17 protein-coding genes and 2 pseudogenes are annotated in these 20,891 nt (G+C 58.7%); 12 read left to right on the top strand and 7 right to left on the bottom strand.

The window, feature by feature from the left end; translation table 11 throughout:
- Positions 1–412 precede the first annotated feature (412 nt).
- From H8S59_RS09055 to H8S59_RS09020, 8 genes are all read left to right on the top strand, one after another.
- Positions 413–1,150, top strand: coding sequence for a FadR/GntR family transcriptional regulator (locus H8S59_RS09055; protein WP_187521183.1), 738 nt, complete (start codon positions 413–415; stop codon positions 1,148–1,150).
- A complete protein-coding gene (locus tag H8S59_RS09050; RefSeq protein ID WP_187521182.1) occupies positions 1,147–2,154 on the top strand; it encodes an ABC transporter ATP-binding protein in 1,008 nt (335 codons plus the stop codon). Before H8S59_RS09055 ends, H8S59_RS09050 begins: the two co-directional genes overlap by 4 nt.
- Positions 2,151–3,284, top strand: coding sequence for an oligopeptide/dipeptide ABC transporter ATP-binding protein (locus H8S59_RS09045; RefSeq protein ID WP_187521181.1), 1,134 nt, complete (start codon positions 2,151–2,153; stop codon positions 3,282–3,284). The genes H8S59_RS09050 and H8S59_RS09045 overlap by 4 nt, the downstream gene beginning before the upstream one ends.
- Positions 3,281–4,783, top strand: coding sequence for an ABC transporter substrate-binding protein (locus H8S59_RS09040; RefSeq protein ID WP_187521180.1), 1,503 nt, complete (start codon positions 3,281–3,283; stop codon positions 4,781–4,783). Before H8S59_RS09045 ends, H8S59_RS09040 begins: the two co-directional genes overlap by 4 nt.
- A 28-nt stretch (positions 4,784–4,811) precedes the next feature.
- Positions 4,812–5,756, top strand: coding sequence for an ABC transporter permease (locus H8S59_RS09035; protein ID WP_027898078.1), 945 nt, complete (start codon positions 4,812–4,814; stop codon positions 5,754–5,756).
- A complete protein-coding gene (locus H8S59_RS09030; RefSeq protein ID WP_027898079.1) occupies positions 5,756–6,628 on the top strand; it encodes an ABC transporter permease in 873 nt (290 codons plus the stop codon). Before H8S59_RS09035 ends, H8S59_RS09030 begins: the two co-directional genes overlap by 1 nt.
- Positions 6,629–6,660: 32 nt before the next feature.
- The gene (locus H8S59_RS09025; protein ID WP_187521179.1) at positions 6,661–8,256 is read left to right on the top strand and encodes a gamma-glutamyltransferase family protein; all 1,596 of its coding nucleotides are present in this window, start codon (positions 6,661–6,663) and stop codon (positions 8,254–8,256) included.
- Positions 8,257–8,456: 200 nt separating this feature from the next.
- Entirely contained in the window at positions 8,457–8,906 is a 450-nt protein-coding gene (locus H8S59_RS09020; RefSeq protein WP_187521185.1) for a DUF411 domain-containing protein, read from the top strand.
- Positions 8,907–9,019: 113 nt separating this feature from the next.
- Here the strand turns inward: H8S59_RS09020 and H8S59_RS09015 are convergent, their stop codons facing one another.
- The 4 genes and pseudogenes from H8S59_RS09015 to H8S59_RS27265 all read right to left on the bottom strand — a co-directional run.
- Positions 9,020–10,297 carry an HAAAP family serine/threonine permease gene (locus tag H8S59_RS09015; protein ID WP_187521178.1) on the bottom strand — a complete coding sequence of 426 codons (1,278 nt, stop codon included), beginning with the start codon at positions 10,295–10,297 and terminating at the stop codon, positions 9,020–9,022.
- 208 nt (positions 10,298–10,505) lie between these two features.
- Positions 10,506–10,725: pseudogene (locus H8S59_RS26950) on the bottom strand (hypothetical protein).
- A gap of 404 nt (positions 10,726–11,129) precedes the next feature.
- Positions 11,130–11,855, bottom strand: a complete 726-nt coding sequence (locus H8S59_RS27270) for a methyl-accepting chemotaxis protein (RefSeq protein ID WP_425504569.1) — start codon at positions 11,853–11,855, stop codon at positions 11,130–11,132.
- A 180-nt stretch (positions 11,856–12,035) separates the two neighbouring features.
- Positions 12,036–13,010, bottom strand: a pseudogene (locus H8S59_RS27265) (cache domain-containing protein); the annotation flags it as partial.
- Positions 13,011–13,420: 410 nt separating this feature from the next.
- Here H8S59_RS27265 and H8S59_RS09005 point away from each other — a divergent pair.
- A complete protein-coding gene (locus H8S59_RS09005) occupies positions 13,421–14,320 on the top strand; it encodes a DMT family transporter (protein WP_187521176.1) in 900 nt (299 codons plus the stop codon).
- A gap of 191 nt (positions 14,321–14,511) precedes the next feature.
- On the opposite strand, the gene H8S59_RS09000 is transcribed toward H8S59_RS09005, so the two are convergent.
- On the bottom strand, positions 14,512–15,450 hold the full coding sequence (locus tag H8S59_RS09000) for an aspartyl/asparaginyl beta-hydroxylase domain-containing protein (RefSeq protein WP_095093497.1): 939 nt from the start codon (positions 15,448–15,450) through the stop codon (positions 14,512–14,514).
- 139 nt (positions 15,451–15,589) lie between these two features.
- Complete coding sequence (gene cysK, locus H8S59_RS08995; protein ID WP_095093623.1) at positions 15,590–16,564, bottom strand: cysteine synthase A; 975 nt, start codon at positions 16,562–16,564, stop codon at positions 15,590–15,592.
- Positions 16,565–16,699: 135 nt separating this feature from the next.
- On the opposite strand from cysK, the gene H8S59_RS08990 reads away from it, so the two are divergent.
- From H8S59_RS08990 to H8S59_RS08980, 3 genes are all read left to right on the top strand, one after another.
- On the top strand, positions 16,700–17,767 hold the full coding sequence (locus H8S59_RS08990) for a DUF748 domain-containing protein (RefSeq protein ID WP_187521175.1): 1,068 nt from the start codon (positions 16,700–16,702) through the stop codon (positions 17,765–17,767).
- Between the two features lie 201 nt (positions 17,768–17,968).
- The gene (locus H8S59_RS08985; RefSeq protein WP_027901874.1) at positions 17,969–18,814 is read left to right on the top strand and encodes an AAA family ATPase; all 846 of its coding nucleotides are present in this window, start codon (positions 17,969–17,971) and stop codon (positions 18,812–18,814) included.
- A 12-nt stretch (positions 18,815–18,826) separates the two neighbouring features.
- Positions 18,827–20,005: a vWA domain-containing protein gene (locus tag H8S59_RS08980; protein WP_099269108.1), complete on the top strand. Its 1,179-nt coding sequence runs from the start codon at positions 18,827–18,829 to the stop codon at positions 20,003–20,005.
- 185 nt (positions 20,006–20,190) lie between these two features.
- Here the strand turns inward: H8S59_RS08980 and H8S59_RS08975 are convergent, their stop codons facing one another.
- The gene (locus H8S59_RS08975; RefSeq protein ID WP_095093500.1) at positions 20,191–20,715 is read right to left on the bottom strand and encodes a DUF2937 family protein; all 525 of its coding nucleotides are present in this window, start codon (positions 20,713–20,715) and stop codon (positions 20,191–20,193) included.
- Positions 20,716–20,891 lie beyond the last annotated feature (176 nt).

Raw genomic sequence — 20,891 nt, 5'->3', positions numbered from 1 at the left:
GCGGGCGTGGTGCGCCGGGGTAGTGCCCGGTATCAAGGCTGAATGCAATTCACTTTAGATCGCGCCCAGCCTTGTCGCGGGCAAGCACCGCTCCCACAGGAATCGCATTCCGCCTTGATACCGGGCACTACCCCGGCGCACCACGCCCGCATTGATGCACAAAATCTGAACCTCCCCTGAAATTGGTCCACCCACCCGCGAACCAATTACCGTTCATCCCTCCGAACCACCCTGCCGAACCTTTGCACATTGGCCCGTCAGCACTGATCGCTAGCAATCACACAGCCTATTGCGCCTGGAAACTGATCGAACCAATTTCCATTGGCATCGCTCTTGCACCAGCCCTCTTGCCTCGAATCACTGCCTGCAGGCAGCTCAGGGCATCTTTTTCTGGTCTGGCGCGAGTACCACGATGCAAAGGTTCGACCCTGACACGCCCATCGACAACTCCTCGAAACTGGCGCTCGATGCCTTACGGCAGATCGTTGCCCAGCATGCTGCGTTCCCCCAGCGGGCGCTGCCTACCGAGCGCGAGCTGGCTGCCGATTTCGGTGTCAGCAGACGGGCGATTCGTCGCGCGCTGGCAGTGCTGGAAGCCGAAGGCCAGATCTGGCGGCGGCAAGGCAAAGGAACCTTTGTCGGCCCAACGCCGCCCAGCGCGTCCATGAGCTTCGCCCGGCTTTCCGGGCGGACCAATTTCAGCGAGGTCATGGAAGCGCGTCTGCATCTGGAGCCCGCGCTGGCGTCACTTGCCGCAGTACGGGCCAACGGTGAGCAGATGGCGATCCTGCGCCGCCTTGCCGAGCGCACCACCCGTCAGCAGGCAGCCGAGCATCCCGATGCGGAAGGCATCGAGCTCTGGGACAGCTCCCTGCACCGCGCCATTGCTGAAGCTGCGGGCAATCGGTTGATGCTGGACATTTTCGAAATGCTCGATGCGATCCGTCTGGACCCGGCATGGCGCGACTTGCGTCAACGGGCGCGCAACGCCGACCGCCTCGACACTTATAGCCACGATCACGACGACATCGTCAGCGCCATCGAAACGCGCGACCCGATCAAGGCTGCTACCGCCATGCGCGGCCATTTACGGGCCCTGCAACAGGCGCTGGATAACGTCATCAATCAAGACCTGGAGGCCAGCTTATGAGCGCCACCGTCTCAACCACCGATAACACAGTTCTCAGCGTCAGCGACCTGACCGTGCGCTTTGCCGGTGCGCCCGCCAATGTGGTGGATGGCGTGTCATTCTCGGTCAAGCGCGGCAAGACCCTGGCCATTGTCGGCGAGTCCGGCTGTGGCAAGAGCGTAACGTCCATGGGCCTGATGGGCCTGTTACCCGCGACGGCCCAGGTGGGCGCCAGTGAATCTCTGCTGATAGACGAAGCGTTGCTGGGCATGTCCGAAGAACGCCTGCTGGACGTGCGCGGTAATCGCATGGCGATGATCTTTCAGGAACCGATGACATCGCTGAACCCGGTGTTCACCATCGGTGAGCAGATCGCCGAAAGCGTGATCCGGCATCAGGGCCTCTCGGACAAGGACGCCCGACAACGGGCGCTGGAAATGCTTGAGAAAGTTCGCGTACCGGACGCCCGGCAACGACTGGACGCCTACCCTCACGAACTCTCCGGCGGCATGCGGCAGCGGGCGATGATCGCCATGGCACTGGCCAACGATCCGGCGCTGATCATTGCTGATGAGCCGACCACTGCACTGGACGTGACCATTCAGGCACAGATCCTCTCGCTGGTCGCCAACCTGCAGACCGAAACCGGCACCGCGATGATTCTGATCACCCATGACCTGGGCGTGGTCGCCGAAGTCGCTGACGACGTGATGGTGATGTACGCCGGACGCGTGGTGGAAAGCGGTCCGGTGAAGACGCTTTTTGACGATCCACAGCACCCGTACACCATTGGCCTGATGGGTTCGATGCCGTCGATTGGCCCACGTGAAGGTCGTCTGGCAACGATCAATGGCCGAGTGCCGACGCCAGCAGAAATGCCCAGCGGTTGCCGCTTCGCCGGGCGCTGTCCGTTTGTCATCCAGCAATGTAGAGACGAGCGTCCGCCGCTGCTCGAGTTGTCCCCCGGACACTTCGCCGCGTGTATCCGCGCGCCTTTGGAACAGCATGTGGGAGTCAGTGCGTGAGCCTTTCCGAACGAGACAACGCCGAGCCCATCAGCCCGGCAAGCAGCACGCAGAAACCCATTCTGGAAGGCATCGGCCTGAGCAAACACTTTGCTGTGGAAAGCGGTCTGTTCCAGCCGAAGAAACCACCTGTGCAGGCGGTCAATCAGGTCAACCTGTCGGTTCGCAAAGGCGAGACACTGGCGTTAGTGGGCGAGTCCGGCTCGGGTAAATCAACCCTCGGTCGCCTGCTGCTCAACCTGCTGCAACCAACCGCAGGCGACGTGATTTACGAAGGCCGCAACCTGGCCAACCTGCCGCCGGAAAAGCTGCGTCAGGTACGCCGCGACTTGCAGATCATCTTTCAAGACCCGTTCGCGTCGCTGAACCCGCGCATGACCGTGGAATCCATCGTCGGCGAACCGATCTGGCTGCACAGCGAAGCCAGCCGCAGTGACCGTCAGGCCAAGGTTGCCGAACTGCTGCGCACGGTCGGCCTGGCCCCGGAACACGGCGGCCGTCATCCCCACGAATTCTCCGGTGGTCAGCGCCAGCGTATCGGTATCGCTCGTGCGCTGGCTTCCGAGCCGCGGCTGATCCTCGGCGATGAACCGGTGTCGGCGCTGGACGTTTCGGTGCAGGCCCAAGTGGTCAATTTGCTGGAAGACCTCAAGCATCAGTTCGGCCTGACCCTGGTGATTGTCGCCCACGGACTGGCCGTAATCCGCCACATGAGCGACCGCGTGGCGGTGATGTACCTGGGTGAAATCGTTGAACTGGCGCCGGTCAACGCGTTGTTCGAAAACCCTTTGCATCCTTATACCCAGGCGCTGATGGCCGCTGTACCCGTCAGCCATCCGGATTTGCGCCAGCCACGGCCATTGCTGGGCGGCGACATGCCCAGCCCGAGCCGCCCGCCTTCTGGTTGCCGTTTTCATACCCGCTGCCCCCACGCCCGTGCGCTGTGCAAAGAGGCCGTGCCGGTCATGGAAACCGTTGAGGCCGAACGCCAGGTGGCGTGCCACTTCTGGCGTGAAATCGCCAATGCGGGCAGCGGCACCTTGATCCTTCCAACACCCAGCGCTGCTTATACGCAACGCCTGAATCTGTTCAAGAACCATCAATCCCTTGCAGTGGAGAGCCAGCCATGAAAATCGCACGCGTCATGACAGGAACATTGTTATTGCTGGCCGCCAACGCCGCCTTTGCCGAATCGACGTTGCGCATCGGTATTCAGGACGATCCCGATGTGCTTGACCCGCATCGCTCGCGCACCTATTCCGGGCGTCTGGTCTACACCGCGCTGTGCGACAAGCTGGTGGACGTCAATCCGGACCTGACGTACGCACCACAACTGGCCACTGCCTGGAACTGGAGCGAAGACGGCAAGACCCTGACCATGACCTTGCGGGACGGCGTGACCTACCACGATGGCGAACCTTTCGATGCCGCCTCGGTGAAGTTCAACCTCGACCGCGCCCGCACCCTGCCCGACTCCCTGCGCAAAAGCGAACTGGCCTCGGTGGACAGCGTGGAAGTGGTCGACGCGAAAACCGTGGCCATCAAGCTCAAGCAAGCCGATGCCACACTGGTTTCGCAACTCTCGGACCGTGCCGGGATGATGCTCGCGCCGAAGGCCGCTCAGGGCGAATTCGCGTCCAAACCTGTCTGCTCCGGGCCCTACAAATTCGTCCAGCGCGTGCAGCAGGATCGCATCGTACTGGAGCGTTTTGATAACTACTGGAACAAGCAGGCCTATCACTTCGACAAAGTCGTGTTCCTGCCAATTCCGGACACCTCGGTGCGCCTCGCTAACCTGCGCTCCGGCGATCTGGACATCATCGAGCGCGTCGCGCCGACCGACGTGAAAACCGTCAAGGGCGACAGCAAGCTGGCGATCTACAACACGCCAGGCCTGGGCTATATGCAGCTGATGTTCAATATCGGCAACGGTGAAAAAGCCAATACGCCGATGGGCAAAGACAAGCGCGTGCGCAAGGCATTCGAGCTGTCCATCGACCGCGATGCCATCAACCAAGTGGTGTTCGAAGGTCTGTACGCCCCAAGCGCTCAGCCGTTCCCGAAAAACAGCCCGTACTACGATCAGGCGCTGCCGATCCCGACTCGGGACGTCGAGAAAAGCAAGGCGCTGCTGGCTGCGGCCGGTGTGAAACTGCCTTTGGCGGTAGACCTGAAAGTGGCCAACAACCCGATCGCGCAACAGGTCGGGCAGATCATTCAGGCCATGGCTGAAGAAGCGGGCTTCAAGGTCAATCTGATCGCCACTGAATACGCCACGATGCTCAGCGAACAGCAGAGCGGCAACTTCCAGATCGGCATGAGCGCCTGGTCGGGCCGTCCTGATCCGGATGGCGACATCCACCAGTTCGTGACCTGCAAAGGTGGCCAGAACGACGGTAAATACTGCAACGCCAAGCTCGACGAACTGCTGAACAAGGCGCGCACTGTCAACGACGTTCCACAACGTCAGGCGCTATACAACGAAGCATTGCGTTTGCTGGCTGACGAAGTACCGACCGCGTACCTGTATTTCGACCCACGCATCATTGCCATGCGTAACAACGTGACCGGCTTCGTGCCAAACCCGGACGGTCTGATTCGTCTGGCCAACGTCGCGTTCAAACCATGACTGACGGACGCACCTGCGAGGTTCCGGCATGCTGATGTTCATCCTGCGACGCCTGCTCAGCTCGATCCCGACGCTGATTCTGGTTTCGCTGTTCGTTTTCACCCTGCAGAAGCTGCTGCCGGGTGACCCGGTGCTGGCCATGGCCGGGGAAGAACGCGATCCGGCGGTCATGGAATACCTGCGCGACAAGTACCGGCTTGATGACCCGATCCCGTTGCAGTACCTGAACTGGGTCGGCAACGTGCTGACCGGCGACTTCGGCACCTCGCTGCGCACCGAGCAACCGGTGACCACGCTGCTGGCGTCCAAGTTGCCGGTGACCATTGAGCTGGCAGTGCTGGCCTTGCTGATTGCGCTGCTGATCGGCATCCCCACCGGGATCATCTCGGCGGTGCGCAAAGGCACCGCCGTGGATTACGGAGCCAACGTCGTGGCGCTGTCGGGGATTTCCATTCCGCACTTCTGGCTGGGCATCCTGCTGATCATGATTTTTGCGGTGAAACTGCAATGGTTGCCCGCCTCCGGTTTCGTGCCCATGGGCGAGGATTTCGGGCAAAACCTGAAAACCTTGATCCTGCCTGCGTTCGTGTTGGGTGCCGGGTTGTCGGGGATTCTCATGCGCCACACCCGCAGCGCCATGCTCGAAGTGCTGCGCACCGATTACGTCCGTACTGCCCGGGCCAAAGGGCTGTTCCCGCGCACGGTGATTCTCAAGCATGCGCTGCGCAACGCATTGATGCCCATCGTCACGCTGACCACCTTACTGTTCGGTGAACTGCTTGGCGGCGCAGTGCTGACCGAGCAGGTCTTCAGTATTCCGGGCTTCGGCAAGATGATTGTCGATGCGGTGTTCAACCGTGACTACGCCGTGGTGCAAGGCGTGGTGCTGTGTGTAGCAATTGGCTTCCTGATGCTGAATCTGCTGGCCGACGTGCTTTACCGCCTGATCAACCCGCGTCTGAGGACTGCCTGATGACCGCTATTGCCAGCCTCCCGCACAGCGCGATCCTGCCCCGCAGTCGCTCGCCGTTCCTGAAGAAATTCCTCGCCAACAAAGGCGCGGTGATTGGCGCAGCGGTGTTGCTGCTGTTTGTCCTGGCGGCCCTTCTGGCGCCATGGATTGCGCCCCACGACCCGCTGAAAGCCAACTTCCTCGCCGTGCGTAAAGCGCCCTCGCTGATGTACTGGCTGGGCACCGACGAATTGGGCCGCGATCTATTTTCGCGCCTGCTGTTTGGCGCTCGCAGTTCGCTGCTGGCCGGTGGTGTTTCGGTGGCTATCGCCATGTTTATCGGCGTGCCCCTGGGCCTGCTGGCCGGGTATTTTGGCGGCAAACTGGACATGATCATTTCGCAAGTCATGGAAGCGCTGCTGTCCTGCCCGTTTCTGGTGTTGGCCATCGCGCTGGGCGCCTTTCTCGGCCCAAGCCTGACCAACGCGATGATCGCCATCGGCCTATCTGCCATGCCGATTTTCGCCCGGTTGACTCGCGGCCAGGTGCTGTCGATCAAGCACGAGGATTATCTGGAGGGTGCACGCGCCATTGGCCTGCCGGATCGCTGGATCATTCTGCGTTACGTGCTGCCCAACGTGATGTCGCCGCTGGTGGTGCAAGCGACGCTGACCATCGCTTCGGCGATTCTGGCCGAAGCCAGCCTGTCGTTCCTCGGTCTGGGCCAGCAACCGCCGTCGCCGTCCTGGGGCTCAATGCTCAATACTGCGAAGAATTTCATGGAGCAGGCTCCGTGGATGTCGATTGCGCCCGGCGTGGCGATCTACATCACGGTCCTGTGTTTCAACCTGCTGGGTGACGGCCTGCGCGATGCGCTGGACCCCAAAGGCTAAACCTTTCGTTATTCTGCCAAAGAGAAACGCATATGTTCGATGATCTGGATTACAGCCAACCTTACGCTTCGGCGCGCTCGCCGGTGATGGGCAACAACATGGTCGCCTGCTCCCAGCCGTTGGCCGCACAGGCCGGGCTGGACATGCTGCGCAAGGGCGGCAATGCGGTCGACGCCGCCATCGCTGCGGCCATGGTGCTGACCGTGGTCGAGCCCACCGGTTGCGGGATTGGCAGCGATGCCTTCGCCATCGTCTGGGACGGCAGCAAGCTGCAAGGCTTGAACGCCTCCGGTCGCGCACCGCAGGCCTGGACGCCCGAGTATTTCGCGGGCCAGAGCCAGATGCCACAACGTGGCTGGCCTGCGGTCAGCGTGCCGGGTGCGGTATCAGCCTGGGTCGAGTTGTCCGAGCGTTACGGCAAACTGCCGTTCGCCACACTGGCTGAACCGGCTATTGGCTATGCCCGCGATGGCTATCAGGTCACGCCGATCATCGCCGAGCTGTGGAAGCGCGGCTCGCAGTTGCTCAAGGATCAACCGGGCTTTGCCGAGTGCTTCATGCCGGATGGCAAGGCGCCGCTGGCTGGCGAGAAAATCAAACTCAAAGACCATGCCCGCACCCTGGAACTGATCGCCCAGACCAAAGGTGAAGCCTTCTATCGCGGCGAACTGGCAGAGACAATCATTGCCCATGCCAATGCCAACGGCAGCGTCATGAGCCTGGACGATCTGGCGACGCACACCGTGGACTGGATCGACACGCTGGCGGTGCCGTATGCCGGTGCCGTGGTTCACGAATTGCCACCGAATGGTCAGGGCATTGCAACGCTCGCCGGTTTAACCATGCTTGAAGCGCTGGGCGTGGGCGAGCATCCGGTGGACAGCCTTGAAACCGTTCACCCAGTGCTGGAAGCCATGAAACTGGCCCTGGCTGACCTGGACGAACACGTCGCCGACAGCGATCACATGCGCGTGCCTTCCGAAGATTTGCTGGGCAAGGCCTACCTGATGGAGCGCGCCGGACTGGTGACTGATCAGGCGGCCAATCCGGGTCACGGCTCACCAAAGCCAGGCGGCACGGTTTACCTGTCGGCCGCCGATGAAAGCGGCATGATGATCTCGTTCATCCAGTCCAATTACATGGGCTTTGGCTCCGGCGTTGTCGTGCCGGGCACCGGCATCAGCATGCAGAACCGCGGCGCGGGCTTTTCGCTGGACCCGACCCACGTGAACTACGTGGCACCGCGCAAGCGTCCGTTCCACACCATCATCCCCGGCTTTGTGATGAATGCCGACGGCACGCCGTTGATGTCCTTCGGCTTGATGGGCGGCCCGATGCAGGCGCAGGGTCACTTGCAGATGATGATGCGCATCTTGCGTTACAAACAGAACCCGCAAGCCGCCGCCGACGCACCGCGCTGGAGGATCGAGTCGGGGCTGAAGGTTGCTGTGGAGCGTGCGTTTGATCCAGAAGTGGTCAAGGCACTGCGCGCCAAAGGCCATGACATCGATGTCGAAGAGCCAAGCGGCGTGTTTGCCTTTGGTGGCGCACAGATCATCCAGCGCACGGCCCATGGGTATGTGGGTGGGACTGATCCAAGAAAGGATGGGTTGGTGGCTGCGTACTGACTGACCAAGCGCGGTTAAATGTGGGAGCGGTGCTTGCCCGCGATAAACGATAACGCGGTGTGTCTTCAAGCTTCGTCTCATGCATCGCGGGCAAGCACCGCTCCCACAAGGAACCGCGTACATCGTTTAGGGCCAAGGTTTTCCAGCCCTCACAACCCGTGTAGCCTTTGCCCTTTGAATATTCCTTGAGCACATCTCTCATGACGCTTTCGAAGATCAAACAGGCCAGCCTGATCGCACTCCTCGGGTTCAGTACTCTGCTGCACGCCGCGCCACAAACCATTGACGTGCACCGCGATCCGAATTGCGGTTGCTGCACCAAGTGGATGGCGTACCTCAAGGAAAACGGTTTTACCGTGAATGATCATCCCGAAGACAACATGAGTGCCGTGAAGGAAAAACTCGGCGTGCCCGAGAAACTGGGCTCATGCCACACCGGCGTGATCAACGGCAAGTTCGTCGAAGGTCACGTGCCAGTCTCGGAGATTCGCGAGCTCGTGGCCCGGAAAGACCTGATCGGCGTCGCCGCACCCGGCATGCCGATGGGCTCGCCGGGTATGGAGTCGGGTAATCGCAGAAGCGCTCACCAGATCATTGGCCTGACCGCTTCGGGTGAAGAGCAGGTAGTGGCGGACTACCCGGCGCAGTGAGTTTTCCCTGCAGACACAACCCCGTAGGAGCTGCCGAAGGCTGCGAATGGCGGTGTATCAGGATTAACGCTTCGCAGCGTTCGGCAGCTCCTACAGGAATTGCATTCCAACGACTACTGCATCAATGAATAAACCAGCGCCAGCATCGACACCACACCCACAACTACCACAAACACGTTGGATGCCTTGCCTGCGTACTGACGCATGGCCGGAACCTTGTGGATGGCGTACATCGGCATCAGGAACAGCAACGCGGTAATGATCGGCCCGCCAAGGGTTTCGATCATGCCGAGGATGCTTGGGTTAAGCGTGGCGACCACCCAGCACACCACCAGCATCATGGCCGCAGTCAGACGGTCGAGGGCTTTCGGCGCTGGACGCAGACCGGTCCTCACCACAATACCTTTCAAACCTTCACTGGCACCGATGTAGTGGCCGAGGAACGATTTGGCAATCGCCACGAAGGCAATCAGCGGCGCGACAAACGCGATGGTCGGGTTGCTGAAGTGGTTAGCCAGGTAAGACAGGATCGAGATGTTCTGGGTCTTGGCTTCAGCCAGTTGTGCCGGTGACAGGGTCAGCACGCAGCTGAACACGAAGAACATCACCATGATCACCATCAAGCCGTGGGCACGCGCAAGAATCTGCGAGCTGCGACCTTCAGCCTGAGCGCCATACATACGCTTCTGGTCAACGGCAAACGCAGAAATGATCGGTGAATGGTTGAAGGAAAACACCATCACCGGAATCGCCAGCCAGAAGGTATGCAGGAATGCCGAAGGTTCCGGTAGCGTGGTGGCTGTGCTGAGAATGCCGCCGTTCCAGTGCGGAATCAGGAACACCGCAAGGAACAGCAAGGCCACGATGAACGGGTAGACCATCAGGCTCATGGCCTTGACGATGAACCGTTCGCCGCAGCGCACCACTGCCAGCAAGCCAAGAATCAGCACAAATGCCAGCAATGCACGTGGCGGCGGCTGAATGTGCAGTTGATGCTCTAGAAAGCTGCCGACGGTGTTGGTCAGCGCCACGCTATAGATCAGCAGAATCGGGAAGATTGCAAAGAAGTACAACGCGGTGATCAGCGTGCCGGCGCTTTTGCCGAAATGCTGTTCGACAACTTCGGTGATGTCCGCCCCCTCTCGACCGGAAAGTACGAAGCGGGTCAAACCGCGGTGCGCGTAGTAGGTCATCGGAAACGCCAGCAGCGCCAGGGCCAGCAACGGCCAGAAGCCGCCAATACCTGCGTTGATGGGCAAGAACAACGTACCTGCGCCGATGGCGGTGCCGAACAACCCGAGCATCCAGGTGGTGTCATGACGACTCCACGCCGCAATCGGTGTAGCGGCTGCATCGAAACGCTGTTCGACGCTATTGGCCTGATCATTCATCCGGTCGAATCTCCGTGCCGGTTAATACAACATGGCAGGGACGCGTCAGAAAAACTGGGCAGTTTCGCGTCCCCTCAGAAAAGAGGGGCGCGATTGTCCGGGATTACGCCGGAAAATCAAAGGTTTGTCGGACGAGGAGAGTGTGATCGGGATCAGTCTTACGCGATATTCAGAACGGATGAAGTCAGCTTGGACGTGGTTTGGTGGCTTACACCAAGGCTGCCAGATGCTGCACCGTCTCAGGAAACCGATCTACCAACCGAATCAACGTCGTGGCCTGAGCGTTCGGCCTCGGAGAGACCCAAGACAGCGACCGGCTGAGAGTTTTTCAGCTCTACATAATGAGTAAGTAGCCCTGTCTTCCCTTGGCGATGTTCAGACAAGGCGTCTAGCCCTTCATTGATCTCAGCAAAAATGTCACGTGTCATAACTCTCTCATCTCAAAATACAACTTACTGAATTTGAATGAATTTTTGTAGGAGTGCCGCCCGTTCTGAACGCTGCGCTGCCGCGCAGAAAACACGGGATTTGTTGGAGCGTGGCTTGCCCGCGAAGAACGATAACGCGGTGTGCCTGACCCTCTGAGTCTGCTGGTTCGCGGGCAAGCCTCGCTCCAACAGGCCCCCGCCCCGGCCCATCAGGTCCTACAGAATCACATGGTTGGCGGGCGACATTTCAAGTGCCCCACCATAAAGCAGGCCAGATAGCCGTGGCAGTCCGACTTTTCCCATGGTTACGCGGGATTGCTCCGTTAATTCTTGGCGAACCGCCCATAAAAAAGGCCAGGAGCTTCAACGCTCACTGGCCTTCGCTGACATCACCGATAGACCGGTCAGATCTTGAAGCTTGCCACCAATTGCTTCAGGCGCCCTGCCTGCTGCGAAAGCGCGGCGCAGTCGGACAGGGTTTCGTTGAGGTTGGCGACGCCCTGCTGGTTAAGCATGTTGATCTGGCTGATGTCGACGTTGAGCGTCTCCACCACGGCGGTCTGCTCTTCGGTGGCAGCCGCCACTGACTGGTTCATGCCGTCGATTTCACTGATGCGCTGGGTGACGCTGGTCAGTCGGGTGCCTGCCTGGTTGGCGACGTCAACGCTGTCGCGGCTGCTGGCCTGACTCTGGTTCATGTTCTCCACCGCGTCATGAGAACCCTGCTGCAACTCGCCGATCATCTTGTGTACCTGATCGGCAGACTCTTGAGTCCGGTGCGCCAGGTTACGTACTTCATCGGCTACCACCGCAAAGCCACGACCGGCTTCACCTGCGCGCGCAGCTTCAATCGCCGCATTGAGCGCAAGCAGGTTGGTCTGCTGCGAGATGCTTTTGATCACGTCGAGAATCTGCCCGATGTTTTCAGTGCTGGTGTTCAGGGTTTCAATTTGCGTGCACGAATCGCTGATCTTGGATGAAAGACTGGTCATGGCCTGAATGGTTTTTTCCACCACTGCGCGGCTGTCTTCCGCCTGCTCACGGGCCTGGCTGGCCTGAGCGGAAGCATCGGAAGCGTTGCGGGCAATCTCCTGGGTGGCAGCGCCCAGTTCGTTGATCGCGGCGGCCACGCTATTGGTCCGGGCGCTCTGCTCGTCAAAGCCCAGAATCGAGGAATTGGACGATTGCTCCACCCGTTGCGACAGGTCATGAACCAGTAGCGTCGCTGAAGAGACTTCCGAGATGGACGCATGCACGCGCTCGACGAACTGGTTGAATGAGCCACCCAATTCGGCAAATTCATCCTTGCCCTGAATGCTCAGGCGGCGGGTCAGATCACCCTCACCTTGCGCGATGTCCTGCATGGCACGGCCCATCGCCGTCAACGGACGCATCAGCGCGCTGATCAGCAAACTCAACAGCAAAGCGATGACGATGACGGCCACCACCATGGCAATAAGCGCCGAGGTCCGGAATTCGCCTAACGGCGCGTAGGCTTTTTCCTTGTCGATCGACAGTCCGATGTACCAGTCCGCCCCCGGCAACCCACTGATCGGGGCAAATGACAGCAAGCGTTGCTGGCCGTTGAGGGTGACTTCACGCAACTTCTTGTCCAGCGTCAGGGTTTGCCCTGGATAGATGTCCTTGAGATTTTTCATCACCTGGTCTTTGTCCGGGCTGACGATTACCTGTCCGTCGCCGCTGACCAGGAAGGCATGTCCCAGGCCGCCGAACTCTACTGAGTTAACGATTTTGACCAGGGTTTCCAGGCTCAAGTCGCCGCCTGCGACGCCGGCAAGCTTGCCGTTGATCTTGATCGGACTGGCAATGGTCACCACCAGCCCGCCTACCGAGGCCAGGTAAGGCGCGCTGATGATGGTCTTGTCGGCGGTAACCGTCGAGGTGTACCAGGGACGCTTGCGCGGGTCATAACCGGCAGGCATTTCGGCGTCCGGCCGCTGCGTGAATACGCCGTCAGTATCACCGACATAGGTGAACTGGAAAGTCGATGTCAGTGACGTTTGACCGATCAGGCCACCCAGATCGCTTTGAGTGCCTTGCCGCGCGACGTTCTGCCCGAGGTTTTCCAGAACCAGAATGCGTCCGCTCAACCAGCTCTGAATGCCGGTCGCTGTCAGCTCGCCCGCCTGAGCCACCGAGTTCTCAAGGTTTTTGGTAATCGTATTGCGCTGCAGATAATCGTTGTACAGCGTGAATAACGCGAACGCCAATACCACAATGAGCGAAGCAGCCAGCAGAATTTTATGACGAAACTTCAAAGCCATTACGACACTTCCTCTCCGATCACAAACCGATTAAAACGGTGGGATGCGATAGTTTTAATAGATTTGCATTTTTCATGGTGATTGCTGAGCCCCTTTGAAAACGGGCCCTCCAAGGCATGAAGCCAATACATTGGCGTTGGATTAAAGTCACCGTGCAGTGTTTACCGCAGTACGGCGACCTATTACCTTGTGTCGGCAGCTGAGAAGATAAATTAATGACCAGATATCGATAATTCAGGCATTACGCTGAAGTATTAGATAATTAACACTGCATGCAGTTGTATGACGAGTTAGCCGGTTTTATTACCATCACGCAATCGAAGCCAGGCAATCCCAATAACGTTACAGACTATTGCAACAGCATCCGTCTCCCGGTAAAACTCCCGCCCTTCTAACAAGAAGGACCTTTCATGAAACCTGCCGATATCGTCAACCTGTTGGTGCTGGCCGCCATCTGGGGCGCGAGCTTTTTGTTCATGCGCATAGTTGCGCCCGTGCTGGGCAGCGTGCCGACTGCCTTCTTCCGTGTATCAATTGCCGCAGCAGGCCTGCTGATCATTTTCCTGATGATGCGCGTGCACCTGGATTTTCGCGGCAAGCTCAAGACCTGCATGCTGCTGGGGGTAATCAACTCGGGGCTGCCAGCGACGCTTTACTCGATTGCGGCACAAACACTACCTGCCGGTTACTCGTCGATTTTCAATGCCACGACGCCCCTGATGGGCGTGCTGGTCGGCGGGTTGTTCTTCAGCGAGAAGCTCTCCGCAGTGAAAATCAGCGGCGTATTCCTGGGACTGGTCGGTGTCGGCATCCTGACGCGCGCAGGACCGGTGGCTTTCAATCTGGAGCTGTTGATGGGTGCCCTCGCCTGCCTGCTGGCAACCACGTGTTACGCGTTCGCCGGCTTCCTGACCCGCCGCTGGCTGGACCGTCAGGGCGGACTGGACAGTCGTCTTTCAGCACTGGGCAGCATGCTTGGCGCGACGTTATTGCTGTTGCCATTTTTCGGCTATCGCGTCTTCACCGATCCGCCCGCCAGTTGGGGAGGCGTCAGTGTCTGGGTATCGCTGCTGGGGTTAGGGCTGGTATGCACAGCACTCGCCTACATCCTGTATTTCCGCCTGATGAGCAGCATCGGACCACTCAGTTCCATGACGGTCACCTTCATGATCCCGCCGTTCGGCGTGCTGTGGGGGGCTTTGTTTCTGGATGAGCCGCTATCGATGGCGCATGTCTATGGCGGCTTGCTGATTGCAGCGTCGCTGTGGCTGGTGCTGCGGCCTGCTGCTGTGGTGAAAACTGCAAGCTGATGTGCGACGTGGGACCGGCTTTAGCCGGGAAGGCGATATGTCTGGCGCCCCATTTTGATGACTGTAAGGGCCTCTTCCCGGCTAAAGCAGGTCCCACGTCATCACATAGATTCTGTGGGTGCTTGCCCGCTCCCACAAGAATCTATGCAGTCCCCCCTGGGATTTATGTCGCTAGCAATCCTTTGTCACACTCAACCAAACAACCAATACCCCAACAACGTCAGTACCACCACCGCCAGCACCGGACGCAGTACCCGGTAGGCTTTTGGATGCTTGCGCTTGAATTGCTTGACCTTGCCACTGAAGGTATCACTGAAACGCTTGCTCCACGCATAGGCCTGGTTGATCCCGCCAACGCGTTCGTCGTCAGTGTTCTGCGGCGCGGTCGCACGGCCCAGAAATGCGCTGACCCAACGATTGAGGCGGGTCATGATGCGGGTACGCAACGGACGCTCAATGTCGCAAAACAGGATCACGCGGGTAACATCAGTCTCGTTCTTGACCCAATGCACATAAGTTTCGTCAAACATCACGTCTTCGCCATCGCGCCAGGCATACACCTGCCCATCGACGTAAATCCGGCAATCGTCGGAGTTAGGCGTCGAAAGCCCCAGGTGATAACGCAGTGAACCGGCAAATGGATCGCGGTGCGGGTTCAGGTGGCTGTCGCCCGGCAACAGGGCGAACATCGCGCCTTTGACGTTGGGAATGGAGTTGACCAGTGCCACGGTCTTCGGGCACAGCGCCTCGGCAGACGGCAACGCTTTGTCGTACCACTTCAGGTAAAAACGCTTCCAGCCCTTCTTGAAGAACGAACCGAAACCGGCATCGTTATTCTTCTCGGCAGCCCGGATGTAACCCTCGTCGAACAGGTGCATGGCCTCTTCGCGAATGGTCTGCCAGTTATTCTTGAGCACATCCAGCTCGGGGAACGCGCTGCGGTCCAGATAAGGCTTGGACGGCACGCGGGAAAACAGGTACATCAGGGCGTTATAAGGAGCGAACAACGCCGAATGATTGACGAACTGACGCAACAAGGGCAAACGTGCCTTGCCACGTAAATGCACATACAGCGTGCTGCCGACAAAAAGCATCAGAATCGACACCTTGGCAGCCAATGAAAACGTCATCTAACTCTCCTTGCTTACCGCTGTATGTCTTGCCGTGGTGATCATGCGTGAGGGCGAAACCATCATCTGGATGGTTCGCCAGCCGGGCATCATAAACCCTCGCCGACCTGACAAGAAGCAGCGGCGTGCAAACGAGGTCTTACTGCTGCAGCTCCTGATCAGTGAACAAGTCGCTGAACAACATGCTCGACAGGTAGCGCTCGCCCGAGTCCGGCAGGATCACGACAATGGTTTTGCCTTGCATTTCCGGGGTTTCCGCCATGCGTACCGCGGCAGCCATGGCTGCACCACAGGAGATACCGCACAGGATGCCCTCTTCCTGCATCAAGCGCAGTGCCATGGCTTTGGCTTCATCGTCACTGACCAGTTCCACCCGGTCGACCAACGACAGATCGAGATTTTTCGGGATGAAACCGGCACCAATCCCCTGAATCTTGTGCGGGCTTGGCTTGATTTCTTCACCCGCCAACGCCTGAGTAATGATCGGCGAAACCATAGGCTCCACCGCAACAGACAGAATCGGTTTGCCTGCGGTGTTTTTGATGTAGCGGGAAACCCCGGTGATCGTGCCGCCGGTGCCAACACCCGCGACCAGCACATCGACCGCGCCATCCGTGTCGTTCCAGATTTCCGGCCCCGTGGTTTTTTCATGGATCGCCGGGTTGGCCGGGTTCTCGAACTGGGCTGGCATGAAGAATTTTTCAGGATCGCTGGCCAGCAGCTCTTCGGCTTTCTCGATAGCGCCTTTCATGCCTTTGGCTGGCTCGGTCAGAACCAGTTCGGCCCCCAATGCCTTGAGGACTTTACGGCGTTCGATGCTCATGGACGCGGGCATAGTCAGCATCAGCTTGTAGCCACGGGCTGCAGCAACAAATGCGAGGCCGATACCGGTGTTGCCGGAGGTAGGCTCGACGATGGTCATGCCGGGCTTGAGTTTGCCCTTGCTTTCAGCGTCCCAGATCATATTGGCGCCGATCCGGCATTTCACCGAGTAGCCCGGATTGCGGCCCTCGATCTTGGCCAGAATCGTGACTCCACGGGGGGCGATACGGTTGATCTGCACCAGTGGGGTGTTGCCGATCGAGTGGGCGTTGTCAGCGTAGATACGGCTCATGGCGGTGTCCTTGTGCACGTTCATCAGATGTCAGAGAGTTGGAAGCCTATGCCTCATGACCGGCATGCGTCCAGTCGCAGCGAACGGATGCGAACGCAAAGAGTCAACAACTCATCGCAACTTGAGACCCTTGCCATGAAACGTCGCTATCGCTGGCCACTCTGGACCCTGGCCGGGATTGTTGTGCTATTGATCGCAGTGCATATCACCTTGCCCTTGCTGGTCCGCAACTACCTCAACGACAAGCTCGCCGACATGGGCGATTACCGCGGCCAGGTCACGGATGTCGATCTGGCCCTGTGGCGCGGCGCTTACAGAATCAACGGGCTGAACATCGTCAAGGTAGACGGCAAGGTGCCGGTCCCGTTCGTCAAAGTACCGGTCATCGATTTGGCCGTGAGCTGGAAACATCTGTGGTACGACCATGCGGTGGTTGCCGAGATGATATTCGCTCAACCAGAGGTCAACTTCGTCGACGGCGGCAACAACAAGCAAGCGTCACAGACGGGTCAGGGCACCGACTGGCAAGAGCAAATCAACAAGCTGCTGCCGATCACGCTCAACGAAGTCCGAATCAATGACGGCAGGATCACCTTCAACAATTTCAGCACGACGCCGAAAGTGAAAATCGAGGCCGACTCGCTCAATGCCAGTCTTTACAACCTGACGAACGTCGAGGACGTAAAAGGCAATCGCGATGCTCGCTTCGAAGGCAAGGCGCTGCTCGAAGGCCACGCCAAAATGGAAGCCTCCGCGACCTTCGATCCGTTCACCAACTTCGAGGATTTTGACTTGCGCCTGCGAGCCACGGGCATCCAGCTCAAGCGCTTGAACGACTTTGCATCTGCCTACGGCAACTTCGATTTCAACGCCGGGCAAGGCGATCTGGTGATCGAAGCTCAAGCGAACAAAGGCCAGTTGAGTGGTTACATCAAACCCCTGCTGCGCGATGTTGAAGTCTTCAACTGGAAGCAGGACGTCGAAAACCAGAATAAAGGCTTCTTTCGGTCTATCTGGGAAGCCGTGGTGGGCGGCGGCGAAACCGTGCTCAAGAACCAGAGCGAAAACCAGTTTGCTACTCGGGTTGAACTGAGCGGGAGCGTGCACAAACAGAATGTCAGCGCGTTTCAGGCGTTCCTGCAGATCCTGAGGAATGCTTTTGTCCAGGCGTTCAATACGCGGTATGACAACAGCAAGGGCTAACGCCTGTAGGACCGGCTTTAGCCGGGAGGGCGTCGGAACATCCGTCACATTTCCTTCGCCAGAAAAAATGCCCTCCCGGCTAAAGCCGGTCCTACGGGACGCGCACCAACCTCGCCATTCAGTCACTGAATACCCGCCCCACATTCACAGTCGCCAAGGCCTCGCGCTATAGTCCGCGCATTGCTTACCGAGGATTTACCGATGAAGTTTGAAGGCACCCGCGCATACGTCGCCACCGACGATCTCAAGCTGGCGGTCAACGCGGCCATTACCCTGGAGCGTCCGTTACTGGTCAAGGGCGAGCCCGGCACCGGTAAGACCATGCTCGCCGAGCAACTGGCTGAATCCTTTGGTGCGAAGCTGATTACCTGGCACATCAAATCCACCACCAAAGCCCATCAAGGCCTGTATGAATACGATGCGGTCAGCCGCCTGCGGGACTCACAACTGGGCGTGGATAAAGTCCACGACGTGCGTAACTACCTGAAGAAAGGCAAGCTCTGGGAAGCCTTCGAAGCCGAAGAGCGGGTCATTCTGCTGATCGACGAAATCGACAAGGCCGACATCGAATTCCCTAACGATCTGCTGCAAGAACTCGACAAGATGGAGTTCTACGTTTACGAGACCGACGAGACTATCAAAGCCAAGGTCCGACCGATCATTATCATTACCTCCAACAACGAAAAAGAGCTGCCGGACGCTTTCCTGCGCCGCTGCTTCTTCCACTACATCGCCTTCCCGGACCGCGCCACGCTGCAGAAGATCGTCGACGTGCACTACCCGGATATCAAGAAGGATCTGGTCAGCGAGGCGCTGGACGTGTTCTTCGACGTGCGCAAAGTGCCAGGCCTGAAGAAAAAGCCTTCGACCTCCGAACTGGTGGACTGGCTGAAACTGCTCATGGCCGACAACATCGGTGAGGCGGTACTGCGCGAGCGCGATCCGACCAAGGCCATTCCGCCACTGGCCGGTGCGCTGGTCAAAAATGAGCAGGACGTACAGCTGCTTGAGCGTCTGGCGTTCATGAGCCGTCGCGGTAACCGCTGATCCGGAGAGACCATGCTCCTCAATCTGTTCAATGAAATGCGCGCCGCCAAGGTCCCGGTCTCGGTGCGCGAGCTGCTGGACCTGATCAATGCCCTGAAACAGCGGGTCACCTTCGCCGATATGGACGAGTTTTATTTCCTCGCCCGAACGATTCTGGTCAAGGACGAGCGGCATTTCGACAAGTTTGATCGGGCGTTCAGCGCCTATTTCAATGGTCTGGAAAAACTCGACGATCATCTCAAGGCGCTGATCCCCGAGGACTGGCTGCGCAAGGAGTTCGAGCGCTCGCTGACAGATGAAGAGCGGGCGCAAATCCAGTCACTGGGCGGGCTCGACAAGCTTATCGAAGAATTCAAGAAGCGCCTGGAAGAGCAGAAGGAACGCCATGCTGGCGGCAACAAATGGATCGGAACCGGCGGTACCAGCCCCTTCGGCTCCGGCGGCTATAACCCGGAAGGCATCCGGGTTGGCGACGCTGGCGAGCGCAAAGGCAAGGCGGTCAAGGTCTGGGATCAGCGGGAATACAAAAACCTCGATGATCAAGTGGAACTGGGCACGCGCAACATCAAGATCGCCCTGCGCCGCCTGCGAAAATTCGCCCGACAGGGCGCGGCGGAAGAACTGGACATCGACGGCACCATTGACCACACCGCTCGCGACGCAGGTCTGCTGAATATCCAGATGCGCCCGGAGCGGCGCAACACCATCAAGCTGTTGCTGCTGTTCGACATCGGCGGCTCGATGGATGCCCACGTCAAAGTCTGCGAGGAGCTGTTCTCGGCGTGCAAAACCGAGTTCAAGCATCTGGAGTATTTCTACTTCCACAACTTCATCTATGAATCGGTGTGGAAGAACAACATGCGCCGTGGCTCGGAACGCTTCTCGACCCAGGATTTACTGCATAAATACGGTGCGGACTACAAAGTGATCTTCATCGGCGATGCGGCTATGGCGCCCTATGAAATCACCCAGGCGGGCGGTAGCGTCGAGCACTGGAACGAAGAGCCGGGCTATTTGTGGATGCAGCGCTTTACGGCCAAGTTCAAGAAGCTCATCTGGATCAACCCCTACCCTAAAGACGCCTGGGCCTATACCACATCAACCAATATCGTGCGGGACTTGATCGAGGATCAGATGTATCCGCTGACGCTGCGGGGGCTGGAAGAAGGGATGAGGTTTTTGTCGAAGTAGCACTCTCATCAAACAGCGCGGAGCTATCTGAATCTACGCAGAACCTGTAGGAGCGAGGCTTGCCCGCGAAGCAGTCATGCGGTAAGTCAGACGCACCGCATTATTGTCTTTCGCGGGCAAGCCTCGCTCCTACAGGTCCAATGTTTGCCGCGATATAGCGCGGTGTAGAGATACCGGGGCTAAAATCAGCGCCAATCCCGCTCCGGCCGATGCTTGCGACGGCCGCCGTTGACGACCCAATTGATCATCAGGAAGAAGCTCTCGATCAGGAACGCCAACAAGAGCGCGCTGACGATGCCCCAGGCAATGACGTCTGGTGCCAGCAACACCTGCCAGGTGTAACCGTTCCAGGTCTCTCTGCGGATATCGGCATCGGAAGCTACAGCGACATGAATCGCTCGGGCATACCAAGGGCCTTGCATGGCCAGCCATTCACGTTCCAGGACCTGAGTGCGGGTCAAGAGCGTGTTGATGGTATCGGCGTCGCTGCGGAACACCGGGTCTTCACTGTCGCGGTAGTGCTGAATCAACGCCTGCACATCGCCTTTGAAGAACTGCTGCGCGGTCGCATTGTAGCCTCGCACACTCTGCTGAGCCTCAAGCAGATGCGCCTCGACCCGCTTGCCGTAATCGCTGATAAAACCCGGTATCTGAACCCCGAACAACAGGCCCGCCGTGAACAAGACCAATCGCAGATAACTTCGCAGCATTTAGATCCCTCTCAAACCAGGCACATCTATTGGATTTGGACTGCATCCCTACTGTGGGAGATTCTATGTTTGCCTGCAAGCTGGCGCCTGGGCCCTCGACCTCGTAGGACCGGCCTTAGCCGGGAGGGCGGTATTTCAGGCAACGGAGATTTGGTGAATGTTCCGACGTCCTCCCG

The sequence above is a fragment of the Pseudomonas folii genome (genome assembly GCF_014357575.1).
Lineage (GTDB): Bacteria > Pseudomonadota > Gammaproteobacteria > Pseudomonadales > Pseudomonadaceae > Aquipseudomonas > Aquipseudomonas folii.
The sequence above is the reverse complement of the archived record's forward strand: the minus strand, read 5'-3'. Positions and strand labels throughout refer to the sequence as shown.

Coding starts and splice junctions, on each gene's coding strand:
- H8S59_RS09055 (WP_187521183.1), top strand. CDS start 413: ATGCAAAGGTTCGACCCTGACACGCCCATCGACAACTCCTCGAAACTG.
- H8S59_RS09030 (WP_027898079.1), top strand. CDS start 5,756: ATGACCGCTATTGCCAGCCTCCCGCACAGCGCGATCCTGCCCCGCAGT.
- H8S59_RS09020 (WP_187521185.1), top strand. CDS start 8,457: ATGACGCTTTCGAAGATCAAACAGGCCAGCCTGATCGCACTCCTCGGG.
- H8S59_RS08980 (WP_099269108.1), top strand. CDS start 18,827: ATGCTCCTCAATCTGTTCAATGAAATGCGCGCCGCCAAGGTCCCGGTC.
- H8S59_RS09000 (WP_095093497.1), bottom strand. CDS start 15,450: ATGACGTTTTCATTGGCTGCCAAGGTGTCGATTCTGATGCTTTTTGTC.
- H8S59_RS09005 (WP_187521176.1), top strand. CDS start 13,421: ATGAAACCTGCCGATATCGTCAACCTGTTGGTGCTGGCCGCCATCTGG.
- H8S59_RS09035 (WP_027898078.1), top strand. CDS start 4,812: ATGCTGATGTTCATCCTGCGACGCCTGCTCAGCTCGATCCCGACGCTG.
- H8S59_RS09025 (WP_187521179.1), top strand. CDS start 6,661: ATGTTCGATGATCTGGATTACAGCCAACCTTACGCTTCGGCGCGCTCG.
- cysK (WP_095093623.1), bottom strand. CDS start 16,564: ATGAGCCGTATCTACGCTGACAACGCCCACTCGATCGGCAACACCCCA.
- H8S59_RS09040 (WP_187521180.1), top strand. CDS start 3,281: ATGAAAATCGCACGCGTCATGACAGGAACATTGTTATTGCTGGCCGCC.
- H8S59_RS08975 (WP_095093500.1), bottom strand. CDS start 20,715: ATGCTGCGAAGTTATCTGCGATTGGTCTTGTTCACGGCGGGCCTGTTG.
- H8S59_RS09015 (WP_187521178.1), bottom strand. CDS start 10,297: ATGAATGATCAGGCCAATAGCGTCGAACAGCGTTTCGATGCAGCCGCT.
- H8S59_RS08990 (WP_187521175.1), top strand. CDS start 16,700: ATGAAACGTCGCTATCGCTGGCCACTCTGGACCCTGGCCGGGATTGTT.
- H8S59_RS09050 (WP_187521182.1), top strand. CDS start 1,147: ATGAGCGCCACCGTCTCAACCACCGATAACACAGTTCTCAGCGTCAGC.
- H8S59_RS08985 (WP_027901874.1), top strand. CDS start 17,969: ATGAAGTTTGAAGGCACCCGCGCATACGTCGCCACCGACGATCTCAAG.